General features: G+C 62.6%; 12 protein-coding genes and 3 tRNA genes. 14 read left to right on the forward strand and 1 reads right to left on the reverse strand.

Annotated features, from left to right (window positions below; genetic code table 11):
• The first annotated feature begins 8 nt into the window (after nucleotides 1-8).
• From HGR_RS07745 to HGR_RS07810, 14 genes are all read left to right on the forward strand, one after another.
• On the forward strand, nucleotides 9-494 hold the full coding sequence (locus HGR_RS07745; protein ID WP_006297628.1) for a CvpA family protein: 486 nt from the start codon (nucleotides 9-11) through the stop codon (nucleotides 492-494).
• A gap of 54 nt (nucleotides 495-548) precedes the next feature.
• Entirely contained in the window at nucleotides 549-2,054 is a 1,506-nt protein-coding gene (gene purF, locus HGR_RS07750) for an amidophosphoribosyltransferase (protein ID WP_006297629.1), read from the forward strand.
• A complete protein-coding gene (locus HGR_RS07755; RefSeq protein ID WP_006297630.1) occupies nucleotides 2,055-3,263 on the forward strand; it encodes an O-succinylhomoserine sulfhydrylase in 1,209 nt (402 codons plus the stop codon). It abuts the gene before it with no gap.
• 1 nt (nucleotide 3,264) lies between these two features.
• Nucleotides 3,265-4,668: a glutamate--tRNA ligase gene (gltX, locus tag HGR_RS07760; RefSeq protein WP_039852797.1), complete on the forward strand. Its 1,404-nt coding sequence runs from the start codon at nucleotides 3,265-3,267 to the stop codon at nucleotides 4,666-4,668.
• A gap of 107 nt (nucleotides 4,669-4,775) precedes the next feature.
• Nucleotides 4,776-4,851 (forward strand) — tRNA-Ala (locus tag HGR_RS07765).
• A 79-nt stretch (nucleotides 4,852-4,930) separates the two neighbouring features.
• Nucleotides 4,931-5,006: transfer RNA gene (locus tag HGR_RS07770), tRNA-Glu, on the forward strand.
• 55 nt (nucleotides 5,007-5,061) lie between these two features.
• Nucleotides 5,062-5,138, forward strand: a tRNA-Asp gene (locus HGR_RS07775).
• Nucleotides 5,139-5,217: 79 nt separating this feature from the next.
• A complete protein-coding gene (locus HGR_RS07780; protein ID WP_081463482.1) occupies nucleotides 5,218-5,943 on the forward strand; it encodes a lytic transglycosylase domain-containing protein in 726 nt (241 codons plus the stop codon).
• Between the two features lie 107 nt (nucleotides 5,944-6,050).
• Entirely contained in the window at nucleotides 6,051-7,094 is a 1,044-nt protein-coding gene (locus HGR_RS07785) for an LLM class flavin-dependent oxidoreductase (protein ID WP_050797416.1), read from the forward strand.
• Entirely contained in the window at nucleotides 7,091-7,375 is a 285-nt protein-coding gene (locus HGR_RS07790) for a DUF3297 family protein (protein WP_006297634.1), read from the forward strand. The genes HGR_RS07785 and HGR_RS07790 overlap by 4 nt, the downstream gene beginning before the upstream one ends.
• Nucleotides 7,376-7,615: 240 nt before the next feature.
• Nucleotides 7,616-7,825, forward strand: coding sequence for a hypothetical protein (locus tag HGR_RS07795; protein ID WP_039852879.1), 210 nt, complete (start codon nucleotides 7,616-7,618; stop codon nucleotides 7,823-7,825).
• Between the two features lie 201 nt (nucleotides 7,826-8,026).
• Nucleotides 8,027-8,938 carry a dienelactone hydrolase family protein gene (locus HGR_RS07800; RefSeq protein WP_006297636.1) on the forward strand — a complete coding sequence of 304 codons (912 nt, stop codon included), beginning with the start codon at nucleotides 8,027-8,029 and terminating at the stop codon, nucleotides 8,936-8,938.
• A gap of 69 nt (nucleotides 8,939-9,007) precedes the next feature.
• Entirely contained in the window at nucleotides 9,008-9,895 is an 888-nt protein-coding gene (locus HGR_RS07805; protein WP_006297637.1) for a ZIP family metal transporter, read from the forward strand.
• A gap of 17 nt (nucleotides 9,896-9,912) precedes the next feature.
• A complete protein-coding gene (locus HGR_RS07810; protein ID WP_006297638.1) occupies nucleotides 9,913-10,239 on the forward strand; it encodes a hypothetical protein in 327 nt (108 codons plus the stop codon).
• Between the two features lie 77 nt (nucleotides 10,240-10,316).
• Here the strand turns inward: HGR_RS07810 and HGR_RS07815 are convergent.
• Nucleotides 10,317-10,916, reverse strand: a 600-nt coding sequence (locus HGR_RS07815) for a sulfurtransferase (protein WP_006297639.1), incomplete at its 5' end; no start/stop codon positions are given.

Here is a 10,916-nt window from a genome sequence, read left to right on the forward strand (position 1 = left end):
TTGTCACCATGGCCTTGATTGATACATTGTTCCTGATCGGTCTGCTGGTCTCCATCTGCTTGGGTTTGTGGCGCGGTTTCGTCTACGAGGTGCTCGCCGTCCTGAATTGGCTGCTGGCCTTGCTCTTGGCACAGTGGCTGGGCGAAGAAGTCGGACGTTGGCTTCCCTTGGACGGTCAGCCGGAAGCATTGGTGCGCGTCGTGGGCTATTCGCTCGTGTTCGTGGTGTCGGTGTTCGTGGGGGGGCTGGTGGTCTGGGCCATACCGAAGTTGGTTGAGCAGGCCGGTTTGCGTCCGGTGGACCGCATGCTGGGCGCGGCTTTCGGGGCGCTGCGCGCCGCGATTTTGATCCTCGCCTTGACGGTCGGGGTGTTGATGACGTCCTTTCGCCAGAGCGCCTGGTGGCAGGAGTCCTACGCGGCGCATGCGTCGGTCTGGGTACTACAACAACTCAAGCCCTTGTTGCCCGTGGGTGTGGCCCAATATCTGCCGTGATCGTTCGCGGCTCTATGTTTTCGCTGGGAAAGTTGCCCTGAAGGGGGATGTGCTATGTGTGGAATCGTCAGCGTTGTCAGCAACGCGCCTGTCAATCAACTCATCTACGACTCCTTGCTCCTGCTGCAGCACCGCGGCCAGGACGCGGCGGGCATCGTGACCCAGCAGGACCGCAAGTTCTTCATGCACAAAGCCAAGGGCATGGTGCGTGACGTGTTCCGCACGCGCAACATGCGTGCGCTGCCAGGCAACTGTGGCTTGGGACAGGTCCGTTATCCCACCGCCGGCAATGCCTACAGCGAGGAAGAGGCTCAACCCTTCTACGTTAACGCGCCCTTCGGCATCGTCCTGGTGCACAACGGCAATCTGACGAACGCGCAGGCCCTCAAGGCCGAGTTGTTCAGCACCGACCACCGCCATATCAATACCGAGAGCGACACCGAAGTGCTGCTCAACGTGTTGGCCGATGAACTGGAAAAGGCCACACGTGGCAAAACTCTGCGCGTAGGCGATGTGTTCTCCGCCGTGCGCCAGGTGCACAAGCGCATCCGCGGCTCCTATGCCGTCATCGCGCTGATCGCAGGGCATGGTGTCCTGGCGTTCCGTGACCCCTATGGCATTCGTCCTTTGTGCTTTGGACGCAACGCGGAAGGTGGCGTGATGATCGCCAGCGAATCCGTGGCCTTGGACGGCACGGGCCACACCCTCGAGCGCGACATCGCGCCCGGCGAGGCGATCTTCGTCAACCTGGACGGCCAGATCAGCGCGCAGCAATGCGTGGACCTGCCACGCCTCAACCCCTGCATCTTTGAGTTCGTTTATTTGGCACGTCCCGATTCGGTGATGGATGGCATCTCGGTCTACCAGGCCCGTCTGAACCTGGGTGAATCGCTGGCCAAGCGCGTGATTTCGACCGTGCCGCCCAGCGAGATTGACGTGGTGATCCCGATCCCGGAATCCAGCCGTCCCAGCGCCATGCAGCTTGCGCAGCTGCTGGGCTTGCCGTACCGCGAGGGTTTCGTGAAGAACCGTTACGTCGGCCGTACCTTCATCATGCCGGGGCAGGGTGTGCGCAAAAAGAGCGTGCGTCAGAAGCTCAACGTTATCACCAGCGAGTTCAAGGGCCGCAACGTGCTGCTGGTGGACGACAGCATCGTGCGCGGCACTACCAGCCGCGAGATCGTGCAGATGGCGCGCGAAGCTGGGGCGAACAAGGTTTACATGGCCAGCGCCGCGCCGCCCGTTCGCTACCCCAACGTCTACGGCATCGACATGCCCACGGTGGAAGAGCTGGTGGCCCATGGCCGCACGGTCGAAGACGTGCGTCAGATCATCGGCGCTGACGCGCTGATTTACCAGGATGTGGATGGCATGAAGCAGGCCATCGGCAAACTCGGTACCAATCTCGCGAGTTTCGAGGCGTCCTGCTTCGATGGTGTCTACGTGACAGGCGACATCCAGGCCGAGGACATCGAGCGCATGAATTCCAACCGGGTCAAGGCCGAGGAGGACGATGTGGACACCTCTCGGCTGGCCTTGCCCAACCATCGGGGCGATTAGATGAGCGGCAATCGACATGATGGCCTTCGGCTGCAGACGCTGGCGGTGCGTGCCGCCGTTGAACGCAGTCAGTACGGCGAGAATTCCGAGGCTCTTTACCTCACCAGCGGTTACGTGCAGCCCAGCGCCGAGGCCTCCGCGCGGCGTTTCGCGGGCGCGGAGGAGGGCTACACCTACGGGCGCTCCGGCAATCCCACGGTGACGAGTTTCGAGCAGCGGCTCTCCGCGCTGGAGGGCAGTGAGGCGACGATGGCCACGTCCTCGGGCATGTCGGCCATCATGCTGATGTGCTTTGCCTTGCTGAAGGCGGGTGACCACGTCGTGCTCTCGCAGTCCATGTTCGGCTCGACCCTCAAGCTGATCGGTTCCGAGTTCGCGCGCTTTGGTGTCGAATCGACCACGGTGCCGCAGACCGATCTCGCCGCCTGGAAGGCCGCCATCCGTCCGAACACCAGGCTCTTGTTCGCCGAGACGCCCACCAACCCGCTGACCGAAGTGTGTGACATCGCGGCACTGGCCGATTTGGCGCACAACGCGGGCGCCTGGCTCGCGGTCGACAATTGTTTCGCCACGCCCGCCTTGCAGCGCCCCATCGACCTGGGGGCGGACATCGTCATGCATTCCGGCACCAAGTACCTGGATGGTCAGGGCCGTGTCATGGCCGGCGCGCTTTGCGCGCCAGAAAAAATGGTGATCGAGAAGTTCCTGCCGGTGCAGAAGAACAGCGGCATGGTGCTCTCGCCCTTCAATGCCTGGGTCGTCCTCAAGGGCATGGAAACGCTGGACATCCGCATGAAGGCGCAAAGCGCGCTGACGCTGGAACTCGCGCAGTGGCTGGAGCAGCATCCCGCCGTGGCGCGGGTCTATTACCCGGGGCTGACCAGCCACCCCCAGCACGCACTCGCGATGCGGCAGATGAGTCTGGGCGGCGCGGTGCTGTCCTTCGAAGTCAAAGCCAATGGACCAGAACAAGCACGCGCCCGCGCTTTCCACGTGCTGGATTCCATGCAGTTGCTGTCGCTGTGTACCAACTTGGGTGACACCAAGACCTTGCTGACCCATCCGGCGAGCACCTCGCATGGCAAGCTGTCCGAGGCGCAACGCCAGGCCGCGGGCATCGGCCAGGGCTTGATCCGCGTGGCCGTGGGACTGGAGCATCCGCAGGACGTGCAGGACGACATTGCCCGCGGCCTCAATACCTTGGCCTGATATGACGACAAAAGTTAGAACCCGTTTCGCCCCATCCCCGACTGGCTTCATCCACCTCGGCAACATCCGTTCGGCGCTCTACCCGTGGGCCTTCGCGCGCGCGAACCAGGGTACGTTCATCTTGCGCATTGAGGACACCGACCTGGAGCGTTCCACGCAGGCCGCCGTGGACGTGATCATCGAAGGCATGAAATGGTTGGGCCTAGACCATGACGAGGGTCCGTTCTACCAGATGCAGCGCATGGACCGCTACAAGCAGGTGCTGGCCGAGTTGCAAGCTGCGGGCCATGTCTATCCCTGCTACATGAGCGTGGAAGAGCTCGACGCGCTGCGCGAACGCCAGATGGCGGCCAAGCAAAAGCCCCGTTACGACGGTACCTGGCGCCCCGAGCCCGGCAAGACTCTGCCCCAGGTGCCCACGGGCGTGCAGCCGGTGCTGCGGTTCAAGAATCCTCTGGGCGGTTTGGTGGTCTGGGACGACAAGGTCAAGGGCCGCATCGAGATCAGCAACGATGAGCTCGATGACCTGGTGATCGCACGTCCCGACGGTACGCCCACCTACAACTTCTGCGTGGTGGTCGACGACATCGACATGGTCATCACCCATGTCATTCGTGGCGATGACCACGTCAACAACACGCCGCGCCAGATCAACATCTTCCGCGCGCTCGGCAAGGAGCCACCGGTCTACGCCCACCTGCCCACCGTGCTGAACGAGCAGGGTGAGAAGATGAGCAAGCGCAACGGCGCCAAGCCCGTCACACAGTACCGCGACGAAGGCTATCTGTCCGATGCGATGGTGAACTACCTCGCGCGCCTGGGCTGGAGCCACGGCGACGACGAGATTTTCAGCCGTGCGCAGTTCCTGGAGTGGTTCAATTTGGACCACCTGGGCCGCAGCGCCGCGCAGTTCGACGAAGCCAAGCTGCGCTGGGTCAATGCCCAGCATTTGAAGGCGATGGCGGACGATGCGCTGGCCGTCCTGGTGGCAGAGCAACTTCAGAAGCGTGGCGTCGCGGTGGATGAGCGCCTGGTCGGCATCTGCGGGTTGTTCAAGGACCGTTGCGAAACCACCGTGGTGTTGGCGGACTGGGCCGAGAAGTTTTACGGCGACACGGTGGATGTCAGGCCGGAAGACCGCGCGCAGCACCTGACCGAAATGATCCGTCCCGTCCTGTCGCAACTGGCGGACAAGCTTCAGGCGCTGGCAGCCTGGGACAAGGCGACCATCGCGGCGGCCATCAAAGATGTACTGGCTCAAAACAAGGACCAGGGCCTGAAGATGCCGCAACTGGCCATGCCGGTGCGCGTGCTGGTGCTGGGCACGCCGCAGACGCCGTCGCTCGATGCTGTGCTGTCGCTGCTGCCTCGTGAAAAAGTTTTGGTCCGCTTGCGTAGGTCGTGATTTATCCCCTATAATTTGAGGCTCACGACGCTTCGGCGGTTGCTGAAAACGATGAAAGTCAGGATGAATGCGCAGCGTTAATCCGGCAGACGTCGAAAGCAACAAGCGGGGGTATAGCTCAGCTGGGAGAGCGCTTGCATGGCATGCAAGAGGTCAGCGGTTCGATCCCGCTTACCTCCACCATCTGAGGCGTCGCGAGATGGTTAAGAAATTTTTGCAAGTGTCGCGAGATACTGGTGAGGATTTGGAAGTCCAAGGTTTTGACCCTATCGTCTAGAGGCCTAGGACATCACCCTTTCACGGTGAGTACCGGGGTTCGAATCCCCGTAGGGTCGCCAAGTTTTGTGGCACTTGGCCGTTTGCGTCAGCGGGCGGCGAAAGTCACACCAACGCGGAGTGGTAGTTCAGTTGGTTAGAATACCGGCCTGTCACGCCGGGGGTCGCGGGTTCGAGTCCCGTCCACTCCGCCAAGATACAAGGGCTTGCCGCTCACCAGTGGCAAGCCCTTTTCTTTTGCCCCAGGCCTGCCTGATATCTGCTCAGATCACCATGCACCTGTTCTTCGCATTGTTCCGAGGTTTATTGGCCTGGATTCGACCGTGGCCAGTGAGGGTGCTGAGCACCGGGCTGGTGGTGATGGCGCCCTTGGGTTCGCTTGCCCAAATTCCGCTGACAAAAGCAGCGGCTCGGCCAGTGTCGCCGCAGGCGCTCATCAAGGTCCATGCCTACACCGAAGGAGGCGTCGCGGTTTTTCCGGTGCGCGATATCACTCGCAATCCCCATGTGATGCAGCGCTACGCCTGTGATGCCTGTGACTGGGCACCTCGCTTGGAACGCGCCGATTGGCGCACGACACCTCTGTTTCAACGCGAGTACGCCAAGGAGATCAACGCTGCGGCTCGCCGTTACCAGCTCGACCCCGCGCTGGTACGGGCGGTGATCCACGCGGAGTCTAGTTTCAACGCGGGCGCGCGTTCCCCCAAGGGCGCGCGCGGTTTGATGCAGTTGATGCCCGCGACGGCGCGGGCACTAGGCGTGCGCCGACCCCATGACCCTCGGGAAAACATCGATGGAGGCGCGCGCTATCTGGCTGAAATGCTCGCGCGTTTTCGCAATGATGTCAGCTTGGCCGCGGCCGCCTACAACGCCGGCCCCCAGGCGGTCCAAGCCTATGCCGGGGTGCCTCCCTATGACGAGACGCGTGCGTACGTCCAGCGCGTTCGGGTGCTCTTGTACCGCTATCGCAGGGCGGCGCAACTCGACTGGCAGGGATGAACTGCCGGGGGCAGGGTTGTTGACCCGGCCGCTGCGCAAAAGAAGTGCTTGGTCGACAATCTTCGGCCATGGAAAACTTGCTACATCAATCCCCTCAGGGCGGCTCAATGGATAGCGCGTCGAGGCTTCCCGCCTATTCCCTGTTGGACCTGGTCGCCGTGCGCGACGGCGGTACCGTGCGCCAGGCGCTTGATCTGGCCGTGCGCACGGCACAGCACGTCGAGTCCCTGGGCTTCACCCGTTACTGGTTGGCCGAGCATCACAACATGCCTGGCATCGCGAGCTCTGCCACCGCCGTGCTGATTGGCCATGTCGCGGGTGCCACGCGGCGCATTCGAGTGGGTTCGGGCGGCATCATGCTGCCCAACCATGCGCCGTTGACGGTGGCTGAGGCCTTCGGCACTTTGGCGGAGCTCTACCCAGGCCGTATTGATCTTGGGCTAGGCCGAGCGCCTGGCACCGACCCCATGACCATGCGCGCGCTGCGGCGCGACCGCGTGGAGCGCGAAGAAGACTTCCCGCAAGACGTGGCCGAGTTGCAACGTCTGTTCGCGCCTGCGCAGCCTGGGCAGCGCTTGACCGCGACCCCTGGTGCGGGCACCAGCGTGCCGATTTGGTTGTTGGGTTCCAGCCTGTTTTCCGCGCGCTTGGCTGCCGAGCTCGGTCTGCCCTATGCCTTTGCTTCCCACTTCGCGCCTCGGTATCTCTTGCAGGCCTTGGAGCTGTACCGCAGCTTGTTCCGTCCTTCCGCCGTTCTCAGTCGTCCTTATGCCGCCATTGGCGTGCCGGTGGTGGCCGCGCCCAGCGATGACGAGGCTGAATACTTGGCAAGCAGCACCTTCCAGCGTGTGCTGGGCATCGTGACGGGTAAACGTGGCCTCCTGCCTCGTCCAGTCCCGAATTACATGGAAAGTCTGACCCCACAGGAGCGGGCGGCCATCGCGGATTTCTTGGGTGTGGCGGTCATTGGCGGGCCTCAAACCCTCAGCGAAGGCTTCGCCCAATTGGCCCGACTCACGCAAGCCAATGAATTCATCCTGGTATCGGATGTGTACGAGCCCGAATTGCGCCTGCGGTCGTTGGAACTGGCCGCGGCCGCGATGCGGGCCTTGCCGAGTGAAGAGATCGTTCTCTCCAGTGAAGCACAATGACGGACATGAACGCTCAGAACGAAACCCAGGCCAGGTCTCAGGCCACTCATCCGGAATTGCCCGATCGGCTCTCCATCGATCCCCGTAGCCCTCACCATGTGGCAGCCGTCTTTGAGCGCGATGTGGGCATACGCTTCAATGGCAAGGAGCGGCACGATGTGGAGGAATATTGCATTAGTGAGGGCTGGATCAAAGTCCCCGCCGGCAAGACCTTGGACCGCAAGGGCCAACCTTTGCTTCTTAAGCTCAAGGGCGCGGTCGAGCCTTTCTACCGCGACTAGGGTTTCCTCCGTACATGCCCTAGCACCGGGCCGTATACAACCTCTCCAGGCAGCTTTCACATGGCGGGTAAAAAAACTCCGATATGTTGTAAGGTTTTACCAGGCCGCTGCGCTGCCTTTACCGTTGCTTCACAAAAGCTCGTTAATTTTCGTTCCGCATCCCGAAATCAAGAGAGATCGGAGATGTGAGTCTCTTTACTTAATGAGTCCAACTGCCAGGAGAACCTTGAAATGGTCAAAATGTCCAAACTGCTTGCCACGCTGATCGCTGGCCTCTTCGCTGCATCCGTGTTCGCCCAGACCGCCGCCCCGGCTGCCGCTCCTGCGGCTGCTCCGGCCAAGGCTGAAGCCAAGCCGGCTGCAAAGCCGGCTGCCAAGCCCGCCGAGAAGAAGGCTGAGAAGAAGGAAAAGAAGACCGAGAAGAAGACTGACGCTGCTCCGGCCAAGTGAAGTGCCGCAGGATATGAAAATATCCTGATCACCCTTCTCAGGGAAAGCCCGCCATCCGGCAACGGTGGCGGGCTTTTTCTTGGTCGGTAGACCGCACTCACGTGACGCAATGCGTGCGCCGTGCCACTGGCCCTCTGGTGTCCATGGGTTTACATGGACCTACACTGACTGCCCCACGCCACTCACTCGCAGGAGATTTCCATGCTCAATACCGATCTCGACAGCGAATTCAAATCCCTTTTGTCGGTTCCCACCGATCCATCTTCCCACGCTGGCGCCAACCGTCGCACGGTCATCAAGACCGCACTGGGGGTGGGATATGCCGCCTCGGTGCTGCCCATCATGGCGCAGACCGCGATCACGACGAGCGCCAACGGACTGACGGCGGGAGAGATCACCATCACGGCGCAGGGAGGCTTCAAGCTTCCGGCCTACCGGGCGCAACCCGCGGGCAAGACGGGCTTGCCCGTGGTGCTGGTGCTGTCGGAGATCTTCGGTGTGCATGAGCACATCGCGGACGTGGCTCGGCGCTTCGCGCACGCGGGATATCTGGCGATTGCGCCCGAGCTCTTCATTCGCCAGGGCGACGCGAAGGGCTACACCGAGATCGGCAAACTCATGAGCGAGGTCATCAGCAAGGTGCCCGACGCGCAGGTGATGTCGGACCTTGATGCCACGCTGGCTTGGGCTGGCGCGAACGGAGGCGACCTCAAGCGTGTCGGCGTCACCGGCTTCTGCTGGGGCGGCCGGCAGGTCTGGCTTTACACCGCGCACAACCCGGCCGTGAAAGCCGGCGTGGCCTGGTACGGCCGCCTCGTGGGTGCGGCCAGCGACCTGACACCAAAACAGCCCGTCGACGTGGCCGGACAGTTGAACGGCCCCGTGCTCGGCCTCTATGGCGAGGCCGACACCGGCATCCCTCAGGACAGCATTGCCCAGATGAAGCAGGCACTGGCGGCCGGCAATACCAACGCCAAGGCCTCGCAGTTCGTGGTCTACAAGGACGCGCCCCACGCCTTCCATGCCGACTACCGGCCGAGTTTCCGCAAGGAGGCCGCCGAGGATGGTTGGAAGCGCGCCTTGGCCTGGTTCAAGCTCAACGGCGTGGTCTGAGTTTCAGACTGGCAAAGGGCAAGCCGGGCCTCGCCATCAGGGCTTGACAGGTCTGGGACAATCCCAGGCATGACGACCTTTTTCGCGATTCTTCTAGGCACGCTGGCAGCTGGCATAGGCAGCGTCTGGTTGGCCGCCGCGCTCAGTTCCAGCTTGGCGCGTTACACCCAGCACATGCTCAGCTTGGCCGCGGGTGCTTTGCTGGGCGCCGCCTTTCTGCACTTGCTGCCCGAGGCCTTCGAGAGCGCCGCGCACGTGAGCCTGCTGGTGCCGACTCTGAATGACCCGGACCATGGCATCCGGCCGCACACGCTGTTCATCATCTTGCTGGGTGGCGTGTTGTTCTTCTTCCTGTTGGACAAGGCCGAACTCTGGCACCACGGGCACGAACATCACGTGGGCACGCAGGCCGGTCCTGAGCACCATCACGCGCAGGCTCACCACGGTCACTCCCATGACCATCACCACGACGCACATGACCATTCCCATGGGCGGCCGCTGGGCCTGTCCGGCGGCTGGACCGTGCTGGCGGGTGACAGCGTGCACTGCTTCGGTGACGGCATCTTGATCGCCTCCGCGTTCATGGCCGATTTGCGCCTGGGTGTCATCGCCGCGGTGGCCGTGCTCGCGCACGAGGTGCCTCATCACATGGGGGATCTGGTGGTGCTGCGCGCCGCCAGCGGCACCCGCCGCGCCGCCTTGCTCAAGGTGTCATTGGCTGGCGCCATCACCGCCTTGGGCGGGGTGTTAGGCTGGTGGCTGGTGGATTGGTTGCACGACTATCTGCCGTACTTCCTTGTGATTGCCTCCAGTAGCTTCATTTATGTCGCTCTGGCCGATCTGATCCCGCAATTGCAGAAACGGCTGAGTCTGGCCGCGACCCTGGCTCAGATTGCCTGGCTGCTGGTGGGCATCGTCCTGGTCATGCTGACCAGTACCTTGGCCCACGCTCACTGAGGAAACACCTTTTCACCATGAATTTTGTTGAACGCCTGATTTTTTCTGTGTTCGGTTTTTTCCTTCGTCTGGGCTTGCTGCTGGTCGGTTTGACGGTGATGGTTTTCGTCTTGGCGCTGAGCTTGTTGATGCTGGTGGCTTGGGGCTTGTACGCGCTGATCGCCCGTTTGTTGGGCCGTCCTGTGCAGCCCTTGGCTTTCACCATCCTGCGCCAGACTCAGGCGCAGTTCTTCCGGCGCGCAACTGCTCAAGCGGCCCGGTCGGGTGCGCCAGGGGGCGCCGAGGTCATCGACGTGAACTCACGCGAGGTGGACGGTCCCCCGCCGGATCGGCTGGGGCGCTGAGCCAGGGTGCCGATACGGTTCGGAACCGTGATGCTGTCTGAGGGCAGGGCTGAGGTGGTCCCGCCTACAGCCCAGTCTCAGCCCTTGGCGACGGGGCGTGCCGGGTCGCTGCACCACTCGCTCCAGCTTCCCGCGTACAGGGCGGCGCGGCCCAGGCCGGCCAATTCCATTGCCAACAGGTTGGGCGTGGCGGTCACGCCGCTGCCGCAGTGGTGCACCACCGAGGCCGGATGTCGACCCCCCAGCAGGGCATCGAATTCCGAGCGCAATTGCGCTGGTGACTTGAATCTGCCATCCGGACCGAAGTTGTCGCTGAAGGGGCGGTTGAGCGCGCCCGGGATATGGCCCGCAACCGGGTCGAGGGGCTCGACCTCCCCACGAAATCGGGCAGGAGCGCGTGCATCAATGAGGGTCTGCAGACTGGATTGATTGAGATTGGCGCGCACCTCATCCACGGTCACCAAGCGCACCAGCAGCTTGCCGGGCTGAAAAGGGGCCTGTCCGGCCGAGGTTGGCGCGGCAGCGGGCCCGCTGGCCACGGGCCCCTGGATGGCCTGCCAAGCGGACAGTCCGCCATCCAGCACCGCCACGGCCTCGTGTCCCATCCACTTGAGCATCCACCACAGGCGCACGCAGAAGCTGGAGCCTTGGCGGTCGTAGACCACCGCCTGCATGTC

Source organism: Hylemonella gracilis ATCC 19624 (genome assembly GCF_000211835.1).
GTDB lineage: Bacteria > Pseudomonadota > Gammaproteobacteria > Burkholderiales > Burkholderiaceae_C > Hylemonella > Hylemonella gracilis.

What these genes read in the sequence shown, in the direction of transcription:
- HGR_RS07795 (WP_039852879.1), top strand. Translation starts at nt 7,616, where the DNA reads ATGTCCAAACTGCTTGCCACGCTGATCGCTGGCCTCTTCGCTGCATCC.
- HGR_RS07745 (WP_006297628.1), top strand. Translation starts at nt 9, where the DNA reads ATGGCCTTGATTGATACATTGTTCCTGATCGGTCTGCTGGTCTCCATC.
- HGR_RS07805 (WP_006297637.1), top strand. Translation starts at nt 9,008, where the DNA reads ATGACGACCTTTTTCGCGATTCTTCTAGGCACGCTGGCAGCTGGCATA.
- gltX (WP_039852797.1), top strand. Translation starts at nt 3,265, where the DNA reads ATGACGACAAAAGTTAGAACCCGTTTCGCCCCATCCCCGACTGGCTTC.
- purF (WP_006297629.1), top strand. Translation starts at nt 549, where the DNA reads ATGTGTGGAATCGTCAGCGTTGTCAGCAACGCGCCTGTCAATCAACTC.
- HGR_RS07800 (WP_006297636.1), top strand. Translation starts at nt 8,027, where the DNA reads ATGCTCAATACCGATCTCGACAGCGAATTCAAATCCCTTTTGTCGGTT.
- HGR_RS07780 (WP_081463482.1), top strand. Translation starts at nt 5,218, where the DNA reads ATGCACCTGTTCTTCGCATTGTTCCGAGGTTTATTGGCCTGGATTCGA.
- HGR_RS07755 (WP_006297630.1), top strand. Translation starts at nt 2,055, where the DNA reads ATGAGCGGCAATCGACATGATGGCCTTCGGCTGCAGACGCTGGCGGTG.
- HGR_RS07810 (WP_006297638.1), top strand. Translation starts at nt 9,913, where the DNA reads ATGAATTTTGTTGAACGCCTGATTTTTTCTGTGTTCGGTTTTTTCCTT.
- HGR_RS07785 (WP_050797416.1), top strand. Translation starts at nt 6,051, where the DNA reads ATGGATAGCGCGTCGAGGCTTCCCGCCTATTCCCTGTTGGACCTGGTC.
- HGR_RS07790 (WP_006297634.1), top strand. Translation starts at nt 7,091, where the DNA reads ATGACGGACATGAACGCTCAGAACGAAACCCAGGCCAGGTCTCAGGCC.